Raw genomic sequence first — 24,943 nt, 5'->3', positions numbered from 1 at the left:
CGGCTCGCTTGCGAAGGATCAACCGCCTTCAGGCGAGCGGCGCTGGGGTGACGAGCATGGACGAGAACGCACCGCGGACGCCGGCCGACGATCAATCGCGGCCGATGCGGGTCTGTTTCTTCTTCAACGCTCAGCGGCACCAGCTCCTGCACGGGATCGCGACCGCCGCGGCGCTCGCCCGCCGCTCCGGTTTCGAGGTTCACGTCCTTTCGCCCAGTCCCGAGCACATCGAGTACGCGAAGCGCGCCGTCGAGCGGTTGGGCGGCGCGCCGATCGTCTTCTCCGTCGCCGCGCCGATGCTCGCCTATGCGATCCGGCAGATGACCGGAGCGGCGGTTCCGCCGAAGGTGCTGAGCCTCGGCCTTCTCGCCCGGCATCTCGATCGGTTCGATGCCATCGCCGTGCCGGAGCGGACCTCGCTCGTTCTGAAGCGCATCGGCGCACCCAGCCCCCGCTACATCCATCTCGATCATGGCGCCGGCGACCGTGCCGCCGGCTTCGATCCGCGCATCGCCCGGTTCGACATAGCGTTGATGGCCGGCCGGAAACACCACGAGCGGCTGCTGCGCCACGGGCTGATCCGCCCCGAGAACTGCGCCATCGTCGGCTATCCGAAGTTCGAGGCCGCCGACGCCGTCCGCGATCCCGACTGGTCGCCGTTCGACGGGACCAGGCCGATCGTGCTCTACAACCCGCACTTCACCCGGCTCGGCTCCTGGCAGGAGTTCGGTTTGCCGCTTCTACGGGCCTTTGCCGAGCAGGACCGTTACGACCTCGTCGTCGCCCCGCACGTGCGGATGCTGGACGGCCGGCGGAAACGCCGGCAGTGGGCCGCGATGACCGAGGAATTCGCCCGGAACCCGCACATCCATCTCGATCCCGGCAGCGACCGCTCCATCGACATGACGTACACGATGCTCGCCGACGTCTATGTCGGCGACGTCTCGAGCCAGATCTACGAGTTCCTGCGCACCCCGAGGCCATGCCTATTCCTCGACCCGCACGCGGTCGCGTGGGAAGCCGACGAGAACTACGCCCATTGGCGGTTCGGCCCGGTGGTTCGCTCGACGCTGGCGCTCGTCGCCGCGGTCGACGAGGCTCGTGCGACCCATCCGGAGTTCGTCGAGGTTCAACAGCGGGGTTTCGACACGACCTTCGAGCGGAGTGGTCTGCCGGCATCCGAGCGGGCCGCCACCGCGATCGCCGAACATCTCGACGACGCGCGTCGGCACCGGGCGGCGCCGTCCCGCGCCGTTCCGGCATGGCGACGCATGCAGCGGGTGGCCGCGATCGTGCTTGCGCTCGGCACGGGCTGGCTCGCGCACGACATCGCCGGCCCGCTGGCCACTCCCGCCAACGCGTCCGATTTCATCGACGACGCGGTGATGTCGCACCGCGCCACGCTGATCCGGGCGGACATGATCTCCCAGCCCGAGGTGACGGACTACGACCGCGCGGAACTGGAGAAGGCGACCGGCGTCGCGATGCCGGGGCTGCCGGCGGATTGGAAAGTGCTGGACGTGCAGGTGTATCCCTCCGACGCCGGCCCGAGCGTTCAGGTTTCCGCCGAAACGACGAAGGGCGAGCGGTTCTCGGTCTTCGGGATGAAGGCGGACACGCCCGGCGGCACGAAACCGAGCCTGGATCGGCGCCAGGCCGACAGCGTGGCCTACTGGGAAGAAGGCGATCTCGCCTTCGCGATCGTGGGTTCGATGGACGCCAAACGCCTGCTGCAACTCGCCGCCGACCTCGATCCCGACGACGCGTCGTAGGCGAGAGGCCATCCGGAACGGCGCTTGGAACTCGCCGCGTCGCGGGACTGCGCCGAGGCCGAAACGACGATCTCCACCTTTCGGAGGAGTTGCCCCGTTCCTAGTCCGATCGACCGAGTCTCGGCGCCATCGCGTCGAACACGTCGTCGCGGCGGACGAGCGCGTGGAACAGCGCCGCGGCGATATGGGCGAGGATCACTGCGAAGAAGACGAAGGCGAGCGCCCGGTGAGCGTTCCAGAGCAGGGTGTGCAATGCGTCGCTCTGCGGCAGGATCGCCGGCAGATGGTAGCCGCCGAAGAGCTCCACCGGATAGGCCGCCGCCGACAGCATGCCCCAGCCGAGCAGCGGCATCGCGATCATCAGGGCGTAGAGCAGCACGTGACTGAGCCTGGCCGCGAGCTTCATCGGCTCCGGCAGGTCGCGCGGCAGGGCCGGCGCGCCGTCCTTGACCCGGAGCGCCAGGCGCAGCACCGCCAGCACCAGGATCGCGATCCCGAGCGGCTTGTGGATCGAGACCAGCGTCAGGTACCTGGCCGTCACCGTCGAGACCATGCCGACGCCGATGAAGAGCATCGCGAGGATCGCCACCGCCATCAGCCAGTGCAGGGCACGCTGCGCCGGCGTGAAGCGGCCGTGGGAAACGTCACCGGCCACGCTCATTTCGAAGCCTCCTCGGGCTCGCGCGGATAATGGTCGGCCTCGGCCGCGCGGCGGTTGAACGACACCGAATAGGCGGCCGAGCGCGCCGCCGGGAACGGATCGTCCGAGGTGCGCATGCCGGCCGGCAGCACGGTCGGGTCGAAGTTGATGTCGCGGCAGGGCCCGTCCGGCTCCGGCACGATCCGATCCACCACGAGCGTGCCCGCATCCACGGTGCGGCGCTCGTCCGGCCACGCCTGGCTGGGATCGGCGGTCGGATCGCCGGCGTCGGCGACGGTGATCGCCAGCGTCCAGCGCTGCGCGCCGGCGGCGACGCGGGCTCCGATCTCCTCTTCCAGGAAGTTGGGCCCCTTCGCCTGCATCTCGTCGGCGGACAGGGCGGTCGGCGGCGCGGCTGGCAACAGCGACCAGCGGACGACGTGGTCGGCGCCCGACGCGTCGGTGAAGACGAAGCTGTCGAGGCTGTTGAAACGCTCCTCGGCGTAGCTTTGCAGGAAGGGCGCCGATTTCGCCCAGGCTCCGAAGGCGGCGATCTCCGGGTGGGCGGCCGCGAAATCCTTCATCGCGTCCGGATCGTCCTTCTTCGCCGAAGCCTGCTGCAGTTCGTAGAAGGCCTGCGGGCTGGCCACCGGGAAGAACGGCGGGTCGATCATGGCGGCGCGCCATTCCTGACCGTCCGGCGTCCGGATCCTGTAGCTGAGCCCACGCACCCGCGCGCTCGCGTCGGCAGCCGTCGGATCCGGCCCGGCAAAGTTGAACCGTCCGACCACCGGATAGCGGCCGCTTGCCAGGACCTGCGCCTTCGAGAGCGCCGCGCCGGCGCCGTTCGCCTCGAACGTACCGGTGAAGCAGATGCCCTTGGCATGGTTGCGGCGATGACCGAGCGCCGGCCCGCCGGGCGGCGCCAGCGTATCGACGAGCCTCGCCGGGGTCAGCCGCTCCGGCGACAACCAGCCCGCCGTATAGGCGAAGGCCGCGGCACCACCACCGACCACGGCCGCAATGACGACGAGCGACCCGACGGCGGAACGCCTTGAAGACGGACGGGACATGGACGCTTCCTCGTTCCTGCCGGCGCGCCGACTGCTCGGGGTTCCGGATACGCTCGGGCGACATTCTGGCATCGGCTTTGGCGGCGTCCAGTGAGGAGTCAGCCTCCTCCCCGCTCGCCTGCCTTGCCGGCACCTGTGGCGTCTAGTTCGTCGCCTTCGCCGCAAAGGTCACAGGGATAGACGGAAAATTGTTCCCCAGCGTCACGCTGGTGCCGTGGCGGTATGCAGCGCAAGGGGACCCATCGGCTGGAATTCAGAGGCAGGGATCGGCGGCCGCCTCCAACCGGCCATCGGCGATCGCCTCGACGAAGCGCGCATGGTCGCTCTCGTTTTGGTCGGCGTAGTGTTCGGCCCAAGCCGTCAGAGCCTCGCCGAGCGTCGTGTTGTGGTTGCCGCCGCAATAGCCGGAGATCGCGGCGGCGTCGCCGGTCCGAGCATGGGCGCGCGCCAGAAGCGCGCCGTAGGCGAACGAGAAGAACTGCAGCGGCTGGCCGCTCATGCAGCTCGCCGGGATGTCGCCCTTCATGTTCTTCATCTGCCGGACGTAGAACGGCCGCTCGTCGATCGTCGTCCAGCCGAGCAGCGGATCGCCCACCGCCTGCAGGAGGCGCTGCCCGTAGATGACGCGCTCGCCCTCGTGCTCGTCGTAGGGCTCGGGCATGCCGGGCAGGTAGGGCGCCAGCGCCGGCGTCACGGCCTCCTTCACCTGCAGGAACAGCACGTCCTGGTCCGAGTTGCCGCAGAGCAGCGCCAGATAGGCGCGCGTCCCGACGCTGCCGACGCCGACGACGCGGTGCGCGACGTCGACGACGTGGTAGCGGTTCAGCATGAAGCGGCGCTCGCGCGGCAACGTGTCCGCGTAGCGCTCCAGCCCGCCCGTGACCGCCAGGCGCGTCGCCTGGTCGACCCGCGTCAGGATCGGCGCGTCGTCCCGGAACCGCCAGCCGCCGTGCACCTGCCGCTCGACCACCTGATCGAGCAGGCTGCGGTTGTTGCGACGGCGCGCCTTCTCGACGGCCTTGGCGACGATCGCCTGCGAGGCGGCATCCATCGAGACGCCGGCGAAGTTCGGATCGGTCGCGAGCGTCGTTCGCCCCCAGACCTCGAGCGAGCCGCAAGGCGCGAGTTCCGTCATGGTGCGCCGGTAGCCGGCGACCGCCGCCTCGACCGCCCTGCGGCGCTCGCCCCTGTGCGATTTCGACGCCCGCGCCGCGACGACGATGCTGGCGACGAGGCGTTTCAGGTCCCATTCCCACGGGCCGATCGTCACCTCGTCGAAGTCGTTGAGGTCGAGCACGACATCACCCTGCGGCGTGCCGAACAGCCCGAAGTTCGCGATATGGGCGTCGCCGTCGAGGACGACGTTGATGCCGGTCGTCGGCATTTGCGCCAGGTCCCACGCCATGACGTGCGCGGCGCCGCGCAGGAAGGCGAAGGGCGAGCTCGCCATCCGGGCGACGCGCAGCGGGATCAGCGCTTCCTGCCGCCCCTTGTGAGCCCGCTGGATCAGCCGGACCGGGTCCGGCCGCCTTTTCGCCGGCTCGGCGGGCGCGTGCGCCGCATGCGGCACCGCCTTGCGCAGGAGCTTGCCGGCGGCGCGGCGCTTGTCCCAGGGCTCGCCGGGCGTACGCAGGTCGATATGCGGAAAGTCGGCCAGCGGGGCGAGAACAAGCGCCTCGGCCGCTTCGAATTCGTCGCTGAGGTCGTTCAATGCCGTTCCCTACGGTGGCCGGCCCGGGCCGGCCGCCCGGTCGGGACCGTACGCCCGGAAGGGTTAAAAGGGGACAGCGCAGGCCGAGGTATTTCGCCTCATCCGCTCGACATGGACACGGCATAGGACTCCTCGGCATAGCGCAGCGACGGAATCGAGAGCAGAAGCCGATCGGCGGATTACCCCTTCGCGATCGACGGCGGAGCGAGGAAGCGGTAGCACGGCGATGGTCGAGGCTTCGCGACGGAGCAGCCGGCAAGCCCGGGCCGCCATCGGCGCAAGGATGCGAAGGGGAACGCGATGGTGGACGCCGAACGCGCCGATGCGGTTTCCGCGGACGCTTCCCCGCGTCTCCGGGAGATGGCGCGCATCGCCCTGGAAGCGGGTTCGATCGCAATGCGCGGGTTGAAGCGGCGCGATGCCGGCGAGCGGCGGGCCAAGGCGCCGCGCGACTACGTCACCGATGCCGATGTCGCGGTCGAGGCAGCGGTGGCGCGGGGGCTGGCGGCCGCGTTCCCGGACGTCGCGATCTCCGGCGAGGAAGGCGCGGCGGACCGCGCAGGCGGACCGGGAGGCCTGCGGTTCCTGATCGACCCGATCGACGGCACCACGAACTACGCCTTCGGCATCCCGCATTTCGGCTTGACGATCGCGCTGTTCGACGCGGACGAGATCCTCGCCGGCATCGTCCTGGATCCGAGCCGGGGCGAGCTTTTCGCGGCCGAGCGCGGCAAGGGCGCCACCCTGAACGGCCGGCCGATCGGGGTGGCGACGACGGATGCCGTCGCGGACACGCTGATCGGCGCGGGCCTGCCGATCCCCGGCCAGGTCCGCTCCGTGTCCGAGGAAACCTATCACCGGGCACTCAGGCGGCTGATGGACGAGACCGCCGGCGTCCGCCGGCTGGGTTCCGCGGCGCTGTCGATCGCCTATGTCGCCTGCGGCAGGCTGGACGGCTTCTTCGAGGACGGGCTTTCGCCGCACGACTATGCCGCCGCGGCGCTGATCGTTCGGGAAGCGGGCGGCGTCACCTCCGGTTTCCGGGGCGGCCCTGTCGGCTCGCACGGCGACGTCCTCGTCGCGGGTCCTGCTCTGCACCCCTGGCTAGTCGAAGGTTTCTGCGCCTAACCGAACCTTGCGGCCAGCCCTTCGGCGTCGTCGGTGGTGATCTGGTCGACGCGGAGTTCGAGGAGACGCGGCACGATCATGTCCGCTGCTCCGTCGGCGGCGGCGACGGTATAGGCGTCCACTTCGCGGCCCGCGGCATGGAACGGCGCCACGAGGTCGAAGCCGTGGTCGGCCGCCAGCAGCACGAGTTCCTTGGCGAGATAGAAGAGCGCGGCATCGGGCGCTTCGGCGAGCGCGCCCGCCGCGAAGCTCGCGAAATCGAGGCTTTCGCGCAGCCGCTCCGATGCGCCGAAATGGCAGGGATCATGGCCGATGGCGAGGCCGGGCACCGCGCCTGCCAGCCGACGCACCGCGCCGGCATCGCCGCCGCTGAGGATCATCCGGCGAGCAGCCGGGCGGGCCGCCGCGGCGAAAGCGGCGACGCGGGCGTCGGAGAGCACGTCCGCGCCGTTCTTCAGGTCGAGCTGCAGCCGTCCCGCGCCGCCGGCCTCTCCGACGATGCGGCAGAGGTCGGAGAACAGGAGCACCGGCAGCTCGGTCGGGCGGCCGTCCGCGTCGCGAAGCCGGCATGCCCGAAGCGCGCCGGCCTCCGCATCCGCGACCGGGCCGCTGCCGGTCGTGGCGTCGTCGAGCCGCTCGTCGTGGAGCACCGCGAAGCCGTCGCCCGCATGGGCGAGCAGATCGATCTCCACCTCGGCGCCGCCGGCGAGGCCCGCCGCGACGTTCGCCGCCCCGAACGGCGTGTCGCCCGGGCGTCGGCGCGCCCGGTGCCACTTCAGCCGGACACGGCGGCCACCCCGATCGAGCGCGACGGGCAGCTCACGCATGGACGGGTGTCGCGACGATGCCCGGCACGGGCGCATCGCCCTCCCCCCGGAACACGAGGCAGCCGGCGACCGCGGGCAGCGCCGCCTCGCCGGCCGCCCATCGCTCGCCGGGCGGCACGGTCGCCTTGAACCGCGTTCCGTCTGCAAGCTCGAGATCGATCGCGAGATGGGTGCCGAAATCCACCGCGCGGTGGACGCGCGCGTGCCCGGGCGCGTCGGAGCGGCGGAGCGTGACGGCTTCCGGGCGGATCGCGAGGCTCGCCGGACCGTCCGGCACCGCCGCCGAAACCGGGAAGTCGGGGCGCTCCGCCCGCCCGTTCCGGAACTCGGCCGGCACGAAGTTCATCTGCCCGATGAAGCCCGCGACGAAGCGGGTCGCCGGCTGCCGGTAGATCCGGTCCGGCCGGTCCACCTGTTCGACCCGGCCGCCTTCGAGGACGACGATGCGGTCGGCGAGCGCCAGCGCCTCGTCCTGCCCGTGCGTAACGAACAGCGTCGTGATGCCGAGGCGCTGCTGGATGTCGCGGACCTCCTCGCGCAGCCGCTCGCGCAGGTGCTGGTCGAGGCTGGCGAAGGGCTCGTCGAGGAGCAGGATTTTCGGCTCGAGCACGAGGGACCTCGCGATGGCGACGCGCTGCTGCTGGCCGCCGCTGAGCTGCCAGACGCGGCGACCGCCGAAGCCGGCGAGCCCGACCAGCGCCAGCGCCACGTCGACGCGCCGCCGGATTTCGGGCTTCGGCAGCCGCCTGAGTTTGAGGCCGAAGGCGACGTTCTCGAACAACGACATGTGCGTCCACAGGGCATGGCTCTGGAAGACCATGCCGGTCGGGCGCCGCTCCGGCGGAACGCCGGTCACGTCCTGGCCGTCGATCAGGATGCGGCCGGCGCTCGGCCGCTCGAACCCGCCGACCATCCGAAGGATCGTCGACTTGCCGGATCCGGATGGCCCGAGCAGGCAGACCAGCTCGCCGTCGGCGACGTCGAGCGAGACATCCCGCACCGCCCAGCCGGTACCGAAGCTCTTGGCCAGCGCCTCGATCGTCAGCCGGGCCATCGGCAACTCCGCTCGGTCGGGTGCGCCGTCGCCGCCGTCATGCGCCGAGACCCCGCGCGAAGGCACCCGACCCGATCGCCCGGCGCGCGAAGACCAGCGCGAGGAAGGACGGCACCCAGAGCATCACGGACAGGACCGCGCCGTATTGCACGACGATCTGGTTGTTGATGAAGCTGATCATCAGCACCGGCATGGTGCGGATCTGCGGCGCGCCGATCAGCCAGGCGCCTTCCGTTTCGTAGAAGGTCGAGACGAAGGTGAGGAGCACGGCCGCGGCGATCGTGGGCGCCGCCTGCGGCAGGCTGATCGACCAGAAGACCCGCAAAGGCCCGGCGCCCGCGTCGCGCGCCGCCTCCTCCATGCGCCGATCCACCGCCTGGAAGGCGGCGACGGGAATCCAGATCATCAGCATCAGCGTGCCGACGAGCTGGATCAGGACGACGCCCCAGAAGGTCGACACCAGACCGAGGCCGAGGAAGATGCCGGCGACCGCGACGAGGAGGCCGAACTTCGGGAAGGCGTGCGAGGCGAGAAACGACAGGAACAGGAGGTTGCGGCCGGGAAAGTCGAGCCGGGCGAAGGCGTAGGCCGCCGGCAGGCAGATCAGCGCCGATAGAGCCGTGACGGTGGTGGCGAGCGTCAGGGACAGGGTCAGGGCGTTCCAGACGTCGGAGCGCGCGAGCGTCGCGCGCCAGAAGCGCAGGCCGAACTGCTGCGGCACGACCGCCGGATAGCGCCAGACTTCCGTGAAGGCCCAGGTCACCACGACGAGAAGCGGCAGGACGATGACGACGGCGAGGATCGCGGCGATCAGCAGTCCCGTCCAGTCGAGCCGGCGCGCCACGCGGGCCGCATGCGGCACCGCGCTGTCGAGGCCGGTCCCCGGTCCGGCGGCGCTCACGACGGCCCCGAGCGGTTGCGGGCGATGGCGCGGACGTAGAACAGGCCGAAGGCGAGACAAAAGCCGAAGGTGATGACCGCCTGCGTCACCGCCATGCGCGGATCGTTGAGATCGGCGAAGGTCCGCTGCATGAACGGCCCCATCATCTCCGGCGAGGCGGGCCCGAGCACGTAGGGCAGCGTGAAGGCGGAGAAGATGCCGAGGACCGAGAAGGACAGCGCGACCAGGATCGAGATGCGGATGCGCGGCAGGATGATATGGCGGAATACCGCCCAGCGGCCGGCGCCGACGTCCCGGGCGGCTTCCACGGCGCTGTCGGACACCGCGCCGAGCCCGGCGGCAAGCATCAGCACCGTCAGCGGCAGGTTGTCCCAGACGAGGCCGATCGTCGGGCCCCAGGGCGTCAGGTAGGGCGTCGGCAGCTTCGGCAGGCCGACGGCGTTGAGCAGGATGTCCACCGTGCCGTTCGGTCCGATCGTGCGGATGAGCGCATAGGCAAGGATCACCGACGGCACGAACAGCGGGAAGATCGCCAGCGCCTGCACAAGCGCCGCGATGCGCGAGCGCGAGAAGCGGAGATACAGCGCGATCGGCAGGCCGATGACGAGGAGCAGACCGGCGCAGGTCGCCGTGACGCGCAGCGTCAGCCAGAGGTTGCGCCGGCTGTAGGGGTCCGAGAAGAACGTCTCGTAGGTGTCGGTGCTGAGGTGGAGCGTTCCGCCGGCGTTGCTGACGACCAGCGTCCGCCAGACCGCGTCGGCGATCGGGTAGAGCACCAGCCAGCCCATCAGGAGCACCGGCAGCGCCACGAGGAGCAGCCCGACGAGGCCCGAGCGGCGGTGCGGGCGTTCGGCTGCCGGAACCGGAACCGCCTCGAGCGTCATCCGCGCTGAACGCCTGGGGCGACCTCGCGATACCAGGCGTCGTTGATCGCCTTTTCCCAGTCTCCCGTGGGGAAGGTCGGAATGCTCTTCGGGATCACCGCCTCGTACTTCTCGCGCAACGCCGGATCGACGTTGTCCCAGGCGACGGCGGGGAAGCCGCCGATCTCGGAGATGATCTGCGACTGCATCTTCTCGGTGAGCAGGAAGTCGGCGAGCTTCAGCGCGACGTCACGATTGGCGCCGTTCGCGAAGACGGTGACGTAGGAGAACCCGCCCGGCAGCGCGAGGTCCTGCAGCTGCACGATGCCCGTCGTATCCGGCAGCACGCCTTGCGCGATCGCCTGCAGCACCTGATCCGACCATGTCGGCACCATCGTCACGACGCCTTGCGCGAGAAGCTGGATCGACTGGGTGTTGCCGGAGGTGTAGGCGCCCTTCTCGTAGAGCGAGGGGGCGAGATCCTTGAGGATGTCCCAGGCGCCCGGCAGCGTCCGTGCGGCGCGCTCGGTCGAATAGTTGTCGACGGTGAAGGCGGCAGGATCGCTGCCGTTCGCCTGGTAGATGGCGCGGCGCACGAAGTTGAGGCCGGAGCCGCCCTTGTCGGGACGGTTGTAGATGAACTGGCCGGGATGGGCCTTGATCCAGCTCGCGAGGTCGTTCCAGGTGCGCGGCGCCTCGTTCTGCGGCAGCTTGGCGGTGTCGAAGGCGAGAACCACCTGCGAGCCGCGATACGGCAGCCCGAAGGGCGACTGGATCGCGGCGGGGTTCAGCTTGGCGTAGTTCGACAGGCCGGCCTTCGTGAAGTCGACCCACAGGCCCGCGTCCCTTCCCCCGGCGGGAAGATTCGGGTCGAAGGCCTCGAACAGGTCGGCCTGCGGATCGGTCTTGGTCCGCATCGCCGCCATGGCTCGCTCGGCGATGGCGCGCAGGCCCGCACTGTCGCCGGCGTCCGTCATGCGCAGCTCGGCGTCCGGCTGCGCTTCCCCGAAGGCCGGGATGACGACGTTGTTCCAGAAGTCGAGGACGTTGCTGTCGGAGTCGGTATAGAGGTTCGTCGGGCCGGCGGCGAAACCGCGGCCGGGGAGCGCAAGCGTGCCGGCAAGGGTGGCGCAGCTCGCGAGGAAGGTCCGTCGTTTCATGAAAGCTCGTCCTTGCGTGCGGAAGGTTCCGGAACCCCTGCGCTAGGCCGACAGCATGACGGCGGCGCGACGACTACTTGAACCTTCCACGACCCGCTTCGAGGAATGATCCCGGCTTGCGATCGGCTGGAACTCGCGGAAAATCCGGAAGGTCGCAGCCGAACGACGAGCCGAGCCTAGCAACCGCGTAGCGGGACGCACAAGCCTTTCGCGGCCGTCGAGACCTCCTTGCCCCCGACGCATCGGCAAGTCTGTTCCCCGGCATCCTCGACGAACCGTCGCCGAAACGGAGCGGCGGCTTCTTCGCCCATGACGGATCGGCGGTCGAATGGCGGGAGCGCGGGCGGTCCGGTGTCAGGCCGCGGGCGCGATCGGCAAGGCGACATTCACGGCAAGTCCGCCGATGTCGCTCCGCCCGAGCGAGATGCCGCCCCCGTAGAGTTCGGCGATCTCGCCGGCGATCGGCAGGCCGAAGCCGAAGCCGGGCATGCCCTCGTCGAGCCGCCGTCCCGGACGCAGCGCTTCCGCGACCCGTTCGTCGGGCAGTCCGGGTCCGTCGTCCTCGACGGCGATCCACGCCTCGCCATCGCGAACCGCCAGTTCCATCCGGACGCGGGACGCCGCGTGCCGGAAGGCGTTGTCGAGGAGGTTGCCGAACAGTTCGTCGCAGTCTTCCGCCTCGCAGGCGACGAAGAGTTCCCGGGGTCCCCGGCGCTCGAAGGCGATCCGCCGATCCGCATGGATCCGGCCGACCACCAGCGCGAGGTCGTCGAGGCGGGGGACGAGGTCGAGCCGCCGGCGCTCCGGCCCTCCAAGCGCGGCCGTTCTGGCGCGCGCGAGGTGATGCCGGATCAGCCGGTCCATCGACCCGACCAGCGAGGCGATCTCGCCGTTCGGGTCGCGGTCCGATTCCTGCAGAAGCACCGACACGGTCGCGAGCGGCGTCTTCAGGCCGTGCGCCAGGTTCGCGACGTGCCGCCGGGCCCGTTCGAGCCCCGCCTCGTTCTTGTCGAGAAGCGCGTTGATCTCCGCGGCCAACGGCGCGACCTCGGCCGGCTGTCGCTCCGCCAGCCTCGCCGCCTCGCCGCGACGGATCGCTTCGACGTCGGCCCGCAGACGGCCGAGCGGCCGGAGGCCCAGCCGTACCTGCAGCACCAGCATGCCGAACAGCACGACCCCGAGAGCCGCCATCGCGGCCATCACCGGCAGGAGGGCATCGAGTAGCGGGCCGACGAAGGCGGCGCGCGGCGCGGTCGCTACGATCCGCACCGGCCGGCCGTCGACGATCCGGTTCGCGATCCGTGCGACCAGCGGTTCGCGCCGCGGACCTTCGAGCTCGGCCGGCCACGGGCGAAGGTAGTCGAGGAGGAAGCGGTCCGGCGGATCGGCGGGGAACCGCAGGCGTTCGCTCCGGAGCGACGGCGAGGCGATGGTGGTGCCGCCCTCGGCGAACGCCTGCCAGTACCAGCCGCGATCGGGGCGATCGAACGGCGGGCCGTCGGCACGCGGCAACGTGACCAGGCGTCCTGCCGGATCGAGGCGCAGGGAGGCGGCGACGACCTCGATCTGCGCGTCGAGGCGGCTGTCGAGCTGCAGGCGGACGAAGTGCCCGAGGATGCCGGCGATGACGATGCCGGCGACCGCCACGGCGAGCAGGACGAAGAGCGCGGCGGCGGCCAGCAGGCGCCCGCCGAGCGAAAGCGGGACGAGCCTCACGCCGAGCCGGCCGTCAGGCGATAGCCGCGTCCCCGCACGGTTTCGATCAGCGAAGCGCCGATCTTGCGGCGCAGGCGCGCGACGATGACCTCGATCGAATTGGAGTCGACGTCGGCGTCGAACTCGTAGACGCGCTCGATCAGTTCGCCCCTGTCCACGACGCTTTCGAGCCTGAGCGCCAGCACCGACAGGACGCGCCATTCGAAGGCGGTCAGCTTCAGCGGCAGGCCGTCGAGCTCGAAGCTGCCGAGCTGCGCGTCGAAGCACAAGGGGCCGCAGACGATGCGGTTGTTCGCATGCCCTGCGGCGCGGCGGACGAGCGCGCGCAGCCGCATCACCACTTCCTCAACCCGGAACGGCTTGGTGAGGTAGTCGTCCGCCCCGGCCTTGAAGCCCTCGACCTTTTCCGACCAGCCGTCGCGGGCGGTGAGAATCAGCACTGGAAGCTGCCGGCCGGCCGCGCGCCAGCCGCGCAGCACCGACACGCCGTCGCGCTTCGGCAGGCCGAGATCGAGGATCGCGGCATCGTAGCGTTCGGTCTCGCCGAGATGGGCGCCGTCCTCGCCGTTCGCCGCGACGTCGACCGCGAAGTTCTCGGTCCTCAGCCGCTTGGCGATGCCCTCGGCAAGCGCCGCGTCGTCCTCGACGAGCAGTATTCGCATGGTTCCGCTTCCCGCCGGATCGATGGCGCTTGCCTGCAGCCCTCCGGGCGTCTCCGAAGATAGGGCGCCGGCCGACGAACCGGCGCCCACGGAATCGGCGCCCGTTACGGGCGCGGCGCGATGCGGTCGAGCATCGCCTGGGCGATGTCGGCGCAGGCCTTCATCGGTTCGTCGTCGGCGCACTTGACGTCGAGGCGGCGGTTCTCGCCGAGGTCGATGCGGAAATGCGCGGCCTTGCTCGGCGGCGGCGGCGGAGGCGGGGCGAACCGGTCGCCGTGCGGGCCGCCGGGGCCGCGGCGCATCTCCTTCGGCCCCATGCCGGGCGGCGGCGGGGGCGGCGCGGCGGACGCGTCCGGTCCGGCATCCGCGGCCGGCGGCGGGGGTGGGGCCGCAGGGTCCTCCTGTGCGATGGCGACACCGCCGAGGATGCCGAGCGCGGCGGCGGTCAGGATGGCGAGTTTCAAGGGGAACACTCCTGTTGGCTCGACGCGCCGGCAACGGAAGCCCGAGGCGGGTCGAAGAAAGGCGGTCGGGCTCCGTCGAGGCGGGACGCCGCTTCGCGGCGGGCGTCCCGATGGAAGGTTGCGTGGTTCAAGGGCGCGGCGGGTGCGGCGGCGGGGGCGGCGCGAGTTCGTCCACCGAGCCGTCGGCCCGCTGCAGCGCGCCGGCGTGGAGGAAGCCGTTCTCGAAGCGGCCCTGCACGGTCACCGTCTCGTTCGCGGCGACGAGCCTGCCGCCTTCGCCGGCCCGCCCGGTTTCCACGAGGGCGCGGCCCGTGCCGTCGTCGACGACGAACCTGTTGCCGAAGATCTCGACGACCTTGCCTGCCAGTTCGGTCTGTGTCCCGTCCGCCAGCTTGGCGATCGGCGTGGTCGGCATGGTGGGGTCGAAGGCCGCCCGATCACGGTGCAGCGCGCCGTAGCCGACCGCACCGGCCCCGGCGCCGACCGCCAGCAGGCAGATGCCGGCGAGCCCGAAGATCAGCGCCCGGTTGCGCCTGCCGCCGTTGTGGAGCGGAACGCTGCCGGCGGGTCGTTCCGGCAGGGGTCGGTTGGTTTGTTGTTCGTCCGTCATGGCCGTCGTCGGCTCCTTTGCGATGTCCGATGACGACCTTCTACGCCGGGGTGCCCCGTTGCTGGCTGAACGGCGCCGTTCAGCTTCGGTTCAACTGCTCGACACCCGCGAAACGCCCCTCCTACAGCGATGCCGCCTGCGACCGGCGAACGCCGCCGATGTCGTCGCGACAGCGCGGATCGGCTGCATAGCTTCCATGCGTCCGCGTCACTCCCGCCAGCGTTCGCGAAACCCCATCTCAACGACATCGAACAGAAACAGCCGGCTTCCACCGACGAGGAGCCGATAGGAAAATCCCAGTGAACATCGCCCGCACCATCCGCACCTGGCGTCGCGTCCGCGAAACCCGGCACGGTCTGAGCCGCCTGCCGAACCGCTTTCTTGCCGACCTCGGCATCACCCGCGCCGATATCCCCGCCGTGGCTCGACGTCTGGCGCGCTGAGGGTTCCGAGGTCCGCTCCCATCGGTCCTTCCCGCCGACGGCCGCTTTTTCCAGCTCGGGCATCACCGGACGTCGTGTCTCGAGCGACAAAAAATTTAGCCGGCCCTGCATCCATTCGTTGTGACGCTCATTCGTCGTTCGGTGTGAATGGCGTGGCAGAGGCAGGCATGGTCAGGGCGGGATTGGCGGACGTGTTTCATCGCCGCGTCTTGATCGTCGAGGACGACGCGGAGACTGCCGACCGGCTGGTCCACTTCGTCCAGAGCAATGGCGGCGAAGCCGTCGGACCGTTCGCTTGCACGAGGGAAGCCCTGGCGGTCGTCCGGGAACACCCGGATGTCGACAGCGTGATGGTCGGAGCGGATCTCCAGGGAGATCTGGCGCTTCCGCTCGTGCGTCAGCTCGAACGTCGGCACGTATCGATCATCTGGATCATCGGCCACGACGGCCGGTTCGTGGCGGCGGATGGAGAGGGCGACGCGCTGGTCTATCGGCTCGCCGGCGATCCCCATAACGTCATGCGGGTCAGCCTGGCGCATTGATCCCGTCGCCCTCCGCAGGCAGCACGTATCCGATGCAGGCACGCTCGTTCGGAATGGTCGTTTCTGTCGTCCTGATCGCGATGGCGGGATGCACCGCGACCGGGCAACAGGCCCCACTGGAAGGCATTGGCCATACCGGTGCGAACACGGCCAAGCGAGGCACGCCCGAATTCTGTCGCTACTATGCCGGTCAGGCTTTCACCGAAAAGTATCGGCAGACGGCGAGCACCGAAGAACCGGACACGACCTCGGCCCGCTCGAGCGGCGACGATGCCTATCGGCGCCGCCTCGCCGGCCGGACGAACTGAAGCGTACGGTTCAAGCTTTCCGTTACCATGCGGCCCGCGCCCTATGGACGCGCGACGGCGATCCGAATAGGCACGACGCAGGCTTGGTCGAGCGCAAGTTCCCAAGCTCCGCGGGGTCGCCTTCTGGGAGGATGGCGGCCCCGCACTTCATCGAGCCGCAAACGGACATCGGCCGACCCTGCACGTTTTTGCGTAGCTGCCATGAGATTTCGGGAATGGCGCTCAGGTCCGCTTGGGCCTAAGTTCTGTGGCAGAGAGTTCGCCAAGCCCATCCTCCTCCCAGGGCAGACGCGAACGCCGACGGCTCCTCCCGCCCGAGGCAACTCTGCATCTTCGGGCTTCCTCCCAGACCCGAAGACCTCATAAGCGCCCACCGGTTCCTCCCCCGGTGGGCGTTTTGCGTTTCAGACGACGCATATCGCCCCACCCGAGCCCCGCCCCTCGCTCTTTCGGGGTTGGTGCAGCGGCGATGACGGCGACCGGTGCCAGCGGACGCTCAATCGAAACCAGGTTCGACCAGCCGGTGGCCGTCCGGGTCTTCGCGGGCTTCCTTCATCCCCCAAACGACGAGGCGGGTCGCCGCGACGCCGTCCGGTGCGGCGACGCCCGAAGACCGGGCCGAAGGGCGCAGATAGCATAGCAGTTCCAGATGCGGCGGCGCCCCGCCGGGCGGGTTCAGCGCCGTGACCTCGACGACCGGCTCACCGCCGACGCCGTCGAGCCGTCCCTGCTCGGCGCCGCGGTTCGTCTGCCGGGCGGCAACGGCGAAGCCGAGCCCCTCGTAGAAGCCGATGCTCGCTTCCGTGTTCGCGACGCCGATCGCCGAATGGTCGATGCCGAGATGGAGGCCGGGACGGGCATCCCAAGGATCGGGTGCCCGGCCCGACGGAAATTGCAGCAGTTCCAGCGGATGCCCCTCGGGCGAGCGGAACTTGAAAGCCGACGCTCCGCCCGAGGCTTCCGGCAGCCGCTCGGGACCTGCCGTCGAGATAGCCGTCCAGCCGGCGACGGCTCGGAGTCGTCGCAAGGCGGCGTCCATGTCCGAGACGATCACCGCGAAATGCTGGAAGCGCGTGTCGTTCGAGACGATGTCGGCCGGATATGGCGCGCCGTCCGCCCGCGCGATCTCGACGAACTCGTCCCCGAGCTGCAGCCGGCCGGGGCCCGCGCCGGCGAAGCCGAGCGCCTCGCGCAGGAACGCCGCCAACCCGGCGGGGTCGCGGGCAAGCAGCCGGATCGCCTCGATCCTCATCCCGGCCATCGCGCCCCCCGCCGGTTCAGGAAGACGGCGTAGAGCGAATGCGACACGCCGATGAAAAGCCGGTTCAGGTGGGGCGAGCCGCCGAAGCAGAGGTTCGACACGAGCGCCGGCGTGCGGATCCTGCCCAGGAACTCGCCTTCCGGCGAGATGCAGTGGACGCCGTCCGCCGCGCTCGACCAGACGTTGCCGTCCACGTCGACCGCCAAGCCGTCCGTATAGCCGGGCGAGACCTTGAAGAAGTCGCGCCCGTTCGAGAGGCGCGTCCCGTCCTCCGACACGTCGAAGACGCGGAGCACCTGCGTCGGGTTCGGATGCCGCTGATCGCCCGTTTCGGCGACGTAGAGCCGGCGCTCGTCCGGCGAGAAGGCGAGACCGTTCGGACCGTCGAAGTCGCGCGACACGACAGACGATTCGCCGCTTCGCGGATCGAAGCGGTAGACCGCGGGCGGCTGCTCGGACACCTGGATGCCGCCCTCGTAGTCGTTGGAAATGCCGTAGACCGGGTCGGTGAACCAGACGGCGCCGTCGGACTTCACCACGACGTCGTTCGGCGCGTTCAGGCGCATGTCGTCGTGCTGGGACACCAGCACCGTCACCCGCCCGTCGTGCTCGATGCGGTGAAGGCAGCGCCGCTGGTGCGAGCCGGCGATCACGCGCCCCTGCCGGTCCCGCGCCTGGCCGTTGGCGTAGCCCGAGGGCTCGCGCCAGACCGAGACGCCCTGCCCTTCCCGCCACATCATCGTGCGGTTGCGGGGGAGGTCCTGGAACAGGAGGCAGTTCCAGTCGCCCATCCAGACGAGGCCCTCGATCCAGCGGAAGCCCGTGCCGAGGCATTCCATCTCCGCATTGCCGAGGATGTAGGAGCAGAAGCGCGGGTCCGCCGCCTCGAACTCCACCTCGGCCGGCGGCGGCAGTTCGCGCATCAGGCGAAGCGGCAGGGCGTCTTCGCGTCCCGCTTCCCGTCGAACTGCACCACCATGAGAACGGCCGGCTGGTTACCCACCGTGCCGGACAGGTGGCCTTTCTTCCCCTCGGCGGTTTCGACGCAGTCCTGATCCTCGCCGAACGAGATCTCGCCGGGGCCCATCTCGACGCGGGTGCCGTCCATCGATTCGACGAACCAGCGGCCCGACAAGGGGATGATCCACTGCGGCGCTGGGTTCTCGTGCCAAGTGCCCGTCCAGCCGACGGGCTGCACCGTCACCATCACCGTCATACCGTCGTGATGCTTGTTCCCCTGCCATTGCGGCGCGGCCGGCGGCTGCATGCTCTTTGATTCGAACTCGGTCATCGCGCAGCGGGTCTGCCGGCTGACGCCGTCGGCGTCCGTATGGAGATGCCAGTAGGGAACGGTGGGTTTCGCGCCGGCATCGTCGCTCATGGGGCAGGCTCCGTCACGGCGTAGGGATGGGTCGAGCCGAGCGGATCGGCGAAGAAGGCATCGACGCTTCGGGCGGTCGTGCCGAAGGCGACGAGGAGGAAGCCGCCGGCGAGCGCGAGGTTCTTCCAGAAATCCCACATCAGTTCGCGACCCTTGCTCGGGCCGGTCAGCGCGAAGTCGCCCTGCACCCAGAACCGCTTCCAGAGCACCGCCGTCACGATGCAGTAGAGCGCGAGGATCATGGTTGCGGCGCGATCGGCGATGCCGGTGAGAACGCCGAGCGACATGAATATCTCGACCCCGAGACCAGCGAGGATCATCAGCCGCGCGAGCGTCCGGTTCGGAAACATCTCGCTCGCCTGACCGACCGCGCCGGAGAAGTTCACGATCTTGTCCATCGCGCTGAAGGGCAGGAACAGGAGTACGAGAAGCAGGCGAACCAGGAACGCGACGACGATCTCCATGCCCGGCAGCTTTCCCCTCTCGTTGTGCAGTGCGAGGAACGCGGCTGCACCGGCTTTCGTTCACGGCGCGGCAGACGCGAGGAATGGAACATGCAGGATGATCGCTGGGACGTCATCGTGATCGGTTCGGGACCCGGCGGCGGCTCGCTGGCGGCGAAGCTCGCGGAGGCCGGCAGGCGCGTCCTTCTCGTCGAGCGCGGCGACTACCTGAAGCGCGAGCGCGAGAACTGGGACACCGACGAGGTCTTCCGGAAGGGCCGCTACCAGGCGAAGGAGACGTGGGTCTCGTCGGCCGGCGAAAGCTTCGCGCCGGGCCTGCACTACTTCATCGGCGGCAATTCCAAGGTCTACGGCGCGGTGCTGTTCCGCCTGCGCGAGGAGGACTTCCACGCCGTCCGGCATCCGGACGGCGTCGCGCCGGAATGGGCGGTCAAGTACGACGAGTTCGAACCCTACTACCAAGCGGCGGAAGAGCTCTTCCGGGTGCGCGGGCAGCGCGGCGAGGACCCGACCGAGCCGTGGTCGAGGAAGGGTTACAGCTACCCCGCCATCCGGCACGAGCCGCGCATCCAGAAACTGTCGGACGACCTCCGGCGCGAGGGGCTCCACCCGTTCCACCTGCCAATGGGGGGGCTCCTCGACCAGGACGAGAACGGCGACGCCACGCCGGATTCGCCGCTGCTGCGCTGCGATCCCTTCGACGGCTATCCGAGCCTCACCAACGGCAAGGCGGATGCGCAGGTGATCGCGGTCGATCCGGCGCTGAAGCGGCATTCGAACCTGACGCTCCTGAAGCGCGCCTACGCCGAGAGACTCCTGACAGACGCTTCGGGCCGCACGGTCACCGGCGTCGAGGTCATGATCGACGGCGCGCGGCACGTCCTGAAGGGCGACATCGTCGTCGCGGCCTGCGGCGCCCTTTCGACCGCCCTCCTGTTCCTGCGCTCCGTCGGCGACACGCATCCGAACGGGCTCGCCAACGGCTCGGGCCAGGTCGGGCGCAACTACATGCGCCACAACAACGCGACCGTGCTCGCGATCTCGAAGGAGCCGAATCCGACTGAGTTCCAGAAGACGCTCGGGCTCAACGACTTCTACTTCGGTCGCGACAGGAGCCCGGCCAACGACTGGGAGTTTCCGCTCGGCCACATCCAGATGGTCGGGAAATCCGACGGGGTGCAGATCGAGGCGGAAGGGCTGCCGAGCTTCCTGCAATGGTTCCCGAACAAGCCGTTCGAGTGGATGGCGAAGCACTCCATCGACTTCTGGCTGACGTCCGAGGACCTGCCGAAACCGGAGAACCGCATCTTCTACCGGGACGGCAAGGTCCACCTCGACCTGACGCCGACCAACATGGAGGGCCACCGGCGGCTCCGGCAGAAGCTGCGCGACATCTGCGACAAGGCCGACATCCACCCGCACCTGATGGATCGCGCGCTCTATCTCGGCAAGGACACGCCGATCGGCGGCACGGCCCACCAGGCCGGCACGCTGCGCTTCGGCGAGGACGCAGGCACGTCCGTGCTCGACCGGAACTGCAAGGCGCACGAGCTCGACAACCTCTACGTCGCGGACGCGAGCTTCTTTCCCTCGATCGGCGCGGTGAACCCGACGCTGACCATCATCGCCAACGCGCTGCGCGTCGCCGACATCGTCGCGGCGCGCCTCGGCTGACGGCCGCGATCGATCCGAACTTCCCGAAGGAGTCGCCATGACCTCGCCCATCGCACCCACCGGCCGTTCCGAAAGCGGCGTCGAGCCGGCGCCCGCCTGCACCCTCGTCATCTTCGGCGCGGGCGGCGATCTGACCAAGCGCCTCTTGATGCCGGCACTCTACAATCTCACCGGCAGCGGCCTTCTGGACGAAGCAACGACCATCCTCGGCATCGATCGCCAGAAGCAGACGAGCGAGGCATGGCGCGCCGGCCTCGGCGAGACGATGCAGTCCTTCACGAAGGACCAGAGCGCCGAGTTCCACGTCCCCTCGATCGATGCCGACGTGTGGAACCGGGTCGCCGAGCGGCTCCACTACGTCGAGGGCGATTTCCTCTCGCCCGACACGCACCGGGCGCTCGCCGGGAGGATCAAGGGCAACGCCCTCTTCTATCTCGCGGTCGCGTCGCGCTTCTTCGCGCCGATCGCGGAAGCGCTCGGCGCGGCCGGCCTTCTGAAGGAGGACGGGAACAGCTTCCGCCGTCTCGTGGTGGAGAAGCCGTTCGGCAGCGACCTCGCCTCGGCCAAGGAACTGAACGCCCGGCTCCTCGCCGTGGCCGCCGAGGAGCAGATCTACCGGATCGACCATTTCCTCGGCAAGGAGACCGTCCAGAGCATCATGGCCGTGCGCTTCGCCAACGGCATGTTCGAGCCGGTCTGGCGGCGCGAGCACGTCGAATACGTCGAGATCACCGCGGCGGAGACGATCGGCGTCGAGGGCCGCGGCGCCTTCTACGAGCCGACCGGGGCGCTCCGCGACATGGTGCCGAACCATCTCTTCCAGTTGCTCTGCATGACGGCGATGGAGCCGCCGGTGTCGTTCGACGCCGAGGCGGTGCGCGACGAGAAGGCCAAGCTCATCGCGGCGATCCGGCCGGTGGAGCCGGGCGACGCGGTGCGCGGCCAGTACGAGGCCGGGTCGCTGGACGGATCGGACCTTCCCGCCTACAGGCATGAGCCGAACGTCGCCGCCGACAGCCGGACCGAAACCTACGCGGCGCTGAAGCTCACGATCGACAACTGGCGCTGGGCCGGAGTTCCCTTCTACCTGCGCACAGGCAAGCGCATGGCGGCGCGGCGGACCGAGATCGCCCTGCATTTCCGTCCCGCGCCGACGCGCATCTTCAAGGACACGCCGGTTTCCGACACCGTGCCGAACGTCTTGCGGCTGCAGATGGACCCCGAACAGGGCATCCGGACCGAGTTCAGCGCGAAGATCCCCGGCCCGGCGATGCGTCTCGGCGCGGTGGCGACGACGTTCCGCTACGGCGACTTCTTCGAGGAGCGGCCCAATGTCGGCTACGAGACGCTGCTCTACGACTGCATGATGGGCGACGCGACGCTGTTCCAGCGCGCCGACGCGATCGAAGGCGCATGGCGCGTGGTCGAGCCGCTGATCGAGAGCTGGGGAGCGGGCGGCGAACCGGACGGTTACGCGGTCGGCAGCCAAGGCCCCGCAGCGGCGGACCGGTTGCTCGGGCGCGACGGCCACGGCTGGTCCCCGCTCGCCGCGAGCTGATCCGCAACGCCGTCTCGCGAGAGGTATTCATGGCATCCACCGGGCCATCGCCGCTGTTCGACACCGCGGAAGGGCGACGGCTCCTCGCGGCCGACCGGGACGGCTGGCGACGCTGGGGACCCTATCTCAGCGAGCGGCAATGGGGCACGGTGCGGGAGGACTACAGCGCCAACGGCGACGCCTGGGAATACTTCCCGCACGACCACGCCCGCTCCCGCGCCTATCGCTGGGGCGAGGACGGGATTGCGGGCTTCTGCGACGACACGCAGCGCTGGTGCCTGTCGCTGGCGCTCTGGAACGGTGCCGATCCGATCCTGAAGGAGCGGATGTTCGGGCTGTCGAACCCGGAAGGCAACCACGGCGAGGACGTCAAGGAGCTCTGGTGGTACCTCGACGGCACTCCGACGCATTCGTACGGGCGCATGCTCTACAGGTACCCGCACGCGGCCTTTCCGTATGACGATCTCGTCGCGGAGAACAGGCGGCGCAAGGGGCGGGACCTGCCGGAATACGAGCTGATCGACACCGGCGTCCTCGACGCGAACCGCTACTTCGACGTCGAAGTCGAGTATGCCAAGGCCGGGCCGGACGACGTGCTGATGCGCGTCGCCGCGACCAATCGCGGCGGCGAGGCCGCGCCGCTCCACATCCTGCCGCAGCTCGCGGCGCGCAACACCTGGAGCTGGACCGAAGGGGCCGAGCGCCCGACGATCGGGCCGGTTTCGGCGAACGCGGCCGAGGCGGCGCGGCACGGCGCGCCGACGCTGCGGTTCGAGGCGCTGCAGCCGGCCGAACTCCTGTTCTGCCGGAACGAGACCAATCCGCGCCGCTTCGGCGGCACCGACGACGGGGGCGCCTTCAAGGACGCGATCAACGACCGGATCGTTGCCGGCGATCCGCGGCCGCTGCCGCCGGAAGGCACCAAATGCGCCGCCGTTTCGCGTCACACGCTGCAACCCGGCGAAACGCTCGTGCTGCGCTACCGCCTGTGCAGGGCGGACGCGGACGCGCTCGACGCGGCGGGTTTCGAGGCCGTCTGCACCGGGCGGCGGCAGGAGGCGGACGAGTTCTACGCCGTCCTGCAGGGAAGCATCGCCGACCCGGACGCGCGCCTCGTGCAGCGGCAGGCGCTGGCCGGGCTCCTCTGGTCGAAACAGTTCTACCGCTACGGCGTGAAGCGCTGGCTCGACGGCGATCCGACGCAGGCTCCTCCGCCGGCCGGGCGGCGGCGGGGGCGCAACGCCGACTGGACCCATCTCGACAATGCCGACATCGTCCTGATGCCGGACAAGTGGGAGTATCCCTGGTACGCCTCCTGGGACCTCGCCTTCCACGCCGTCGCGATGGCGCTGGTCGATCCCGGCTTCGCCAAGGGCCAACTCCTGCTGCTCACCTGCGAATGGTACATGCATCCGAGCGGGCAGTTGCCGGCCTACGAATGGGCGTTCGGCGACGCCAACCCGCCGATCCAGGCCTTCGCGGCGCTCCGCGTCTACCGGATGGACGCGGCGATGAGCGGCACGCCGGACCGCGCCTTCCTGGAGCGCATGTTCCACAAGCTCATGCTGAACTTCACCTGGTGGGTGAACCGCAAGGACGCCAGGGGGCGCAACCTCTACCAGGGCGGCTTCCTCGGCCTCGACAACATCGGCGTCTTCGACCGCTCGCAGCCGGTGCCCGGCGGCGGCACGATCGACCAGGCGGACGGCACCGCCTGGATGGCGATGTACGCGCTGAACCTCATGCGCATGGCGCTGGAACTGGCGGCGGACGATCCGGTCTACGAGGACATCGCGACGAAATTCTTCGAGCACTTCCTCTATATCGCCTCGGCGATGACCCATGTCGGCGGCACGGAAGCCGAAAAGAACGAAGGCGGTGCGGACGGCCGGGGCCTGTGGGACGAGACGGACGGCTTCTTCTACGACGTCCTGGAACTGCCCGACGGCGGCCAGACGACGCTGCGCGTTCGCTCGCTGGTCGGGCTGATCCCGCTCTGCGCGGTGGAGGTGCTGGGCGCCGACCTTTGGACCCGGTTCCCGGATTTCGCCAGGCGGACGCAGTGGATGTTGCGCCACCGCCCGGACCTCACGGAACAGGTGTCGCGCTTCGGCGAGCCGGGAAAGGACGAGCGGCTGCTCCTGTCGCTGCTGCGGCGCTACCGGATGACGGCGCTTCTGGCGCGCATGCTGGACGAGAACGAGTTCCTGTCGCCGCACGGGCTGCGCTCGCTGTCGAAGGCGCATGGGGAGCACCCGTTCGCGTTCGAATGCAACGGCCGGCGCTTCGCGGTCGACTACGAGCCGGGCAATTCGACGTCCGCGATCTTCGGCGGCAACTCGAACTGGCGGGGTCCGGTCTGGATGCCGTTGAACTACATGCTGATCGAGGGGCTTCGCGAGTTCGAGCGCTTCTACGGCGCCGAATTCCGAACCGAATGTCCGACAGGCTCCGGCAAGGCGATGGGGCTGGGGGAGATCGCCGACGAGCTTTCGCGGCGCGCCGCCTCGCTGTTCCTGCGCGATGCGCACGGCCGCCGTCCGGTGTTCGGCGGCGACGCGCGCTTCGACGACGATCCGCTGTTCCGCGACCTCGTGCCGTTCCACGAGTTCTTCGACGGCGAAACCGGCCAGGGTCTCGGCGCCGCCCATCAGACCGGCTGGACGAGCCTCGTCGCGCTCCTGATCGGGGCCGACGCCGAACCGCGCCCTACATCGCGGGAAAGCTGAAA

General features: G+C 69.6%; 24 protein-coding genes. 8 read left to right on the top strand and 16 right to left on the bottom strand.

Annotated elements, in window-relative coordinates; all coding sequences use genetic code 11:
- Window positions 1-56 precede the first annotated feature (56 nt).
- Window positions 57-1,772: a hypothetical protein gene (locus F6X38_RS15920; RefSeq protein WP_150971299.1), complete on the top strand. Its 1,716-nt coding sequence runs from the start codon at window positions 57-59 to the stop codon at window positions 1,770-1,772.
- A 100-nt stretch (window positions 1,773-1,872) separates the two neighbouring features.
- On the opposite strand, the gene F6X38_RS15915 is transcribed toward F6X38_RS15920, so the two are convergent.
- From F6X38_RS15915 to F6X38_RS15905, 3 genes are all read right to left on the bottom strand, one after another.
- Window positions 1,873-2,433: a cytochrome b gene (locus tag F6X38_RS15915; protein WP_150971297.1), complete on the bottom strand. Its 561-nt coding sequence runs from the start codon at window positions 2,431-2,433 to the stop codon at window positions 1,873-1,875.
- Window positions 2,430-3,485 (bottom strand): catalase family peroxidase, encoded by a 1,056-nt coding sequence (locus F6X38_RS15910; RefSeq protein WP_150971295.1) that lies wholly within the window; start codon window positions 3,483-3,485, stop codon window positions 2,430-2,432. The genes F6X38_RS15915 and F6X38_RS15910 overlap by 4 nt, the downstream gene beginning before the upstream one ends.
- A 253-nt stretch (window positions 3,486-3,738) precedes the next feature.
- The gene (locus F6X38_RS15905) at window positions 3,739-5,196 is read right to left on the bottom strand and encodes a DUF2252 domain-containing protein (protein ID WP_150971293.1); all 1,458 of its coding nucleotides are present in this window, start codon (window positions 5,194-5,196) and stop codon (window positions 3,739-3,741) included.
- 300 nt (window positions 5,197-5,496) lie between these two features.
- Between F6X38_RS15905 and F6X38_RS15900 the strand changes: the two genes are divergently transcribed.
- Window positions 5,497-6,324, top strand: a complete 828-nt coding sequence (locus tag F6X38_RS15900) for an inositol monophosphatase family protein (RefSeq protein ID WP_150971291.1) — start codon at window positions 5,497-5,499, stop codon at window positions 6,322-6,324.
- Here the strand turns inward: F6X38_RS15900 and F6X38_RS15895 are convergent.
- The 9 genes from F6X38_RS15895 to F6X38_RS23950 all read right to left on the bottom strand — a co-directional run bounded on the left by F6X38_RS15895 (window position 6,321) and on the right by F6X38_RS23950 (window position 14,581).
- A complete protein-coding gene (locus tag F6X38_RS15895; RefSeq protein ID WP_150971289.1) occupies window positions 6,321-7,151 on the bottom strand; it encodes a glycerophosphodiester phosphodiesterase in 831 nt (276 codons plus the stop codon). The genes F6X38_RS15900 and F6X38_RS15895 overlap by 4 nt on opposite strands.
- On the bottom strand, window positions 7,144-8,205 hold the full coding sequence (locus tag F6X38_RS15890; protein WP_150971288.1) for an ABC transporter ATP-binding protein: 1,062 nt from the start codon (window positions 8,203-8,205) through the stop codon (window positions 7,144-7,146). Before F6X38_RS15890 ends, F6X38_RS15895 begins: the two co-directional genes overlap by 8 nt.
- Before the next feature lie 37 nt (window positions 8,206-8,242).
- Complete coding sequence (locus F6X38_RS15885; protein ID WP_161992784.1) at window positions 8,243-9,067, bottom strand: ABC transporter permease; 825 nt, start codon at window positions 9,065-9,067, stop codon at window positions 8,243-8,245.
- Between the two features lie 35 nt (window positions 9,068-9,102).
- Window positions 9,103-9,990 (bottom strand): ABC transporter permease, encoded by an 888-nt coding sequence (locus tag F6X38_RS15880; protein WP_150971286.1) that lies wholly within the window; start codon window positions 9,988-9,990, stop codon window positions 9,103-9,105.
- A complete protein-coding gene (locus F6X38_RS15875; protein WP_150971283.1) occupies window positions 9,987-11,129 on the bottom strand; it encodes an extracellular solute-binding protein in 1,143 nt (380 codons plus the stop codon). The genes F6X38_RS15880 and F6X38_RS15875 overlap by 4 nt, the downstream gene beginning before the upstream one ends.
- A 354-nt stretch (window positions 11,130-11,483) precedes the next feature.
- Window positions 11,484-12,845, bottom strand: coding sequence for a sensor histidine kinase (locus F6X38_RS15870; protein ID WP_150971281.1), 1,362 nt, complete (start codon window positions 12,843-12,845; stop codon window positions 11,484-11,486).
- Complete coding sequence (locus F6X38_RS15865; RefSeq protein WP_150971279.1) at window positions 12,842-13,507, bottom strand: response regulator; 666 nt, start codon at window positions 13,505-13,507, stop codon at window positions 12,842-12,844. The genes F6X38_RS15870 and F6X38_RS15865 overlap by 4 nt, the downstream gene beginning before the upstream one ends.
- Window positions 13,508-13,611: 104 nt before the next feature.
- On the bottom strand, window positions 13,612-13,980 hold the full coding sequence (locus F6X38_RS15860) for a hypothetical protein (RefSeq protein ID WP_343033238.1): 369 nt from the start codon (window positions 13,978-13,980) through the stop codon (window positions 13,612-13,614).
- A gap of 118 nt (window positions 13,981-14,098) precedes the next feature.
- Window positions 14,099-14,581, bottom strand: a complete 483-nt coding sequence (locus F6X38_RS23950; RefSeq protein WP_246191383.1) for a single stranded DNA-binding domain-containing protein — start codon at window positions 14,579-14,581, stop codon at window positions 14,099-14,101.
- Window positions 14,582-14,880: 299 nt separating this feature from the next.
- On the opposite strand from F6X38_RS23950, the gene F6X38_RS15850 reads away from it, so the two are divergent.
- The 3 genes from F6X38_RS15850 to F6X38_RS15840 all read left to right on the top strand — a co-directional run bounded on the left by F6X38_RS15850 (window position 14,881) and on the right by F6X38_RS15840 (window position 15,874).
- Window positions 14,881-15,024, top strand: coding sequence for a DUF1127 domain-containing protein (locus F6X38_RS15850; protein ID WP_150971275.1), 144 nt, complete (start codon window positions 14,881-14,883; stop codon window positions 15,022-15,024).
- Window positions 15,025-15,233: 209 nt separating this feature from the next.
- Window positions 15,234-15,566 (top strand): response regulator, encoded by a 333-nt coding sequence (locus F6X38_RS15845; RefSeq protein WP_150971273.1) that lies wholly within the window; start codon window positions 15,234-15,236, stop codon window positions 15,564-15,566.
- A gap of 32 nt (window positions 15,567-15,598) precedes the next feature.
- Complete coding sequence (locus F6X38_RS15840) at window positions 15,599-15,874, top strand: hypothetical protein (protein WP_150971271.1); 276 nt, start codon at window positions 15,599-15,601, stop codon at window positions 15,872-15,874.
- Window positions 15,875-16,370: 496 nt separating this feature from the next.
- Here the strand turns inward: F6X38_RS15840 and F6X38_RS15835 are convergent, their stop codons facing one another.
- The 4 genes from F6X38_RS15835 to F6X38_RS15820 are packed head-to-tail and all read right to left on the bottom strand — an operon-like array spanning window position 16,371 to window position 18,980.
- A complete protein-coding gene (locus tag F6X38_RS15835; protein ID WP_150971269.1) occupies window positions 16,371-17,135 on the bottom strand; it encodes a VOC family protein in 765 nt (254 codons plus the stop codon).
- Complete coding sequence (locus F6X38_RS15830) at window positions 17,123-18,058, bottom strand: SMP-30/gluconolactonase/LRE family protein (RefSeq protein ID WP_150971267.1); 936 nt, start codon at window positions 18,056-18,058, stop codon at window positions 17,123-17,125. Before F6X38_RS15830 ends, F6X38_RS15835 begins: the two co-directional genes overlap by 13 nt.
- Window positions 18,058-18,516 (bottom strand): cupin domain-containing protein, encoded by a 459-nt coding sequence (locus tag F6X38_RS15825; RefSeq protein ID WP_150971265.1) that lies wholly within the window; start codon window positions 18,514-18,516, stop codon window positions 18,058-18,060. The genes F6X38_RS15830 and F6X38_RS15825 overlap by 1 nt, the downstream gene beginning before the upstream one ends.
- Window positions 18,513-18,980 carry a DoxX family membrane protein gene (locus F6X38_RS15820; protein WP_246191382.1) on the bottom strand — a complete coding sequence of 156 codons (468 nt, stop codon included), beginning with the start codon at window positions 18,978-18,980 and terminating at the stop codon, window positions 18,513-18,515. Before F6X38_RS15820 ends, F6X38_RS15825 begins: the two co-directional genes overlap by 4 nt.
- 90 nt (window positions 18,981-19,070) lie before the next feature.
- Here F6X38_RS15820 and F6X38_RS15815 point away from each other — a divergent pair, with 90 nt between their 5' ends.
- From F6X38_RS15815 to F6X38_RS15805, 3 genes are read left to right on the top strand one after another with little or no spacing between them, the layout of a single operon-like run.
- Window positions 19,071-20,654, top strand: a complete 1,584-nt coding sequence (locus F6X38_RS15815) for a GMC oxidoreductase (protein ID WP_150971261.1) — start codon at window positions 19,071-19,073, stop codon at window positions 20,652-20,654.
- 37 nt (window positions 20,655-20,691) lie between these two features.
- Window positions 20,692-22,212 (top strand): glucose-6-phosphate dehydrogenase, encoded by a 1,521-nt coding sequence (zwf, locus tag F6X38_RS15810; protein WP_150971259.1) that lies wholly within the window; start codon window positions 20,692-20,694, stop codon window positions 22,210-22,212.
- A 29-nt stretch (window positions 22,213-22,241) separates the two neighbouring features.
- A complete protein-coding gene (locus F6X38_RS15805; RefSeq protein WP_150971257.1) occupies window positions 22,242-24,941 on the top strand; it encodes an MGH1-like glycoside hydrolase domain-containing protein in 2,700 nt (899 codons plus the stop codon).
- Window positions 24,942-24,943 lie beyond the last annotated feature (2 nt).

Source organism: Plantimonas leprariae (genome assembly GCF_008802405.1).
GTDB lineage: Bacteria > Pseudomonadota > Alphaproteobacteria > Rhizobiales > Rhizobiaceae > Plantimonas > Plantimonas leprariae.
The sequence above is the reverse complement of the archived record's forward strand: the minus strand, read 5'-3'. Positions and strand labels throughout refer to the sequence as shown.

Excerpts from the sequence above, each read along its gene's own strand:
- F6X38_RS15920 (WP_150971299.1), top strand. The coding sequence starts at position 57 with ATGGACGAGAACGCACCGCGGACGCCGGCCGACGATCAATCGCGGCCG.
- F6X38_RS15915 (WP_150971297.1), bottom strand. The coding sequence starts at position 2,433 with ATGAGCGTGGCCGGTGACGTTTCCCACGGCCGCTTCACGCCGGCGCAG.
- F6X38_RS15910 (WP_150971295.1), bottom strand. The coding sequence starts at position 3,485 with ATGTCCCGTCCGTCTTCAAGGCGTTCCGCCGTCGGGTCGCTCGTCGTC.
- F6X38_RS15900 (WP_150971291.1), top strand. The coding sequence starts at position 5,497 with ATGGTGGACGCCGAACGCGCCGATGCGGTTTCCGCGGACGCTTCCCCG.
- F6X38_RS15895 (WP_150971289.1), bottom strand. The coding sequence starts at position 7,151 with ATGCGTGAGCTGCCCGTCGCGCTCGATCGGGGTGGCCGCCGTGTCCGG.
- F6X38_RS15890 (WP_150971288.1), bottom strand. The coding sequence starts at position 8,205 with ATGGCCCGGCTGACGATCGAGGCGCTGGCCAAGAGCTTCGGTACCGGC.
- F6X38_RS15880 (WP_150971286.1), bottom strand. The coding sequence starts at position 9,990 with ATGACGCTCGAGGCGGTTCCGGTTCCGGCAGCCGAACGCCCGCACCGC.
- F6X38_RS15875 (WP_150971283.1), bottom strand. The coding sequence starts at position 11,129 with ATGAAACGACGGACCTTCCTCGCGAGCTGCGCCACCCTTGCCGGCACG.
- F6X38_RS15865 (WP_150971279.1), bottom strand. The coding sequence starts at position 13,507 with ATGCGAATACTGCTCGTCGAGGACGACGCGGCGCTTGCCGAGGGCATC.
- F6X38_RS23950 (WP_246191383.1), bottom strand. The coding sequence starts at position 14,581 with ATGACGGACGAACAACAAACCAACCGACCCCTGCCGGAACGACCCGCC.
- F6X38_RS15840 (WP_150971271.1), top strand. The coding sequence starts at position 15,599 with ATGCAGGCACGCTCGTTCGGAATGGTCGTTTCTGTCGTCCTGATCGCG.
- F6X38_RS15835 (WP_150971269.1), bottom strand. The coding sequence starts at position 17,135 with ATGGCCGGGATGAGGATCGAGGCGATCCGGCTGCTTGCCCGCGACCCC.
- F6X38_RS15830 (WP_150971267.1), bottom strand. The coding sequence starts at position 18,058 with ATGCGCGAACTGCCGCCGCCGGCCGAGGTGGAGTTCGAGGCGGCGGAC.
- F6X38_RS15825 (WP_150971265.1), bottom strand. The coding sequence starts at position 18,516 with ATGAGCGACGATGCCGGCGCGAAACCCACCGTTCCCTACTGGCATCTC.
- F6X38_RS15820 (WP_246191382.1), bottom strand. The coding sequence starts at position 18,980 with ATGGAGATCGTCGTCGCGTTCCTGGTTCGCCTGCTTCTCGTACTCCTG.
- F6X38_RS15815 (WP_150971261.1), top strand. The coding sequence starts at position 19,071 with ATGCAGGATGATCGCTGGGACGTCATCGTGATCGGTTCGGGACCCGGC.
- zwf (WP_150971259.1), top strand. The coding sequence starts at position 20,692 with ATGACCTCGCCCATCGCACCCACCGGCCGTTCCGAAAGCGGCGTCGAG.
- F6X38_RS15805 (WP_150971257.1), top strand. The coding sequence starts at position 22,242 with ATGGCATCCACCGGGCCATCGCCGCTGTTCGACACCGCGGAAGGGCGA.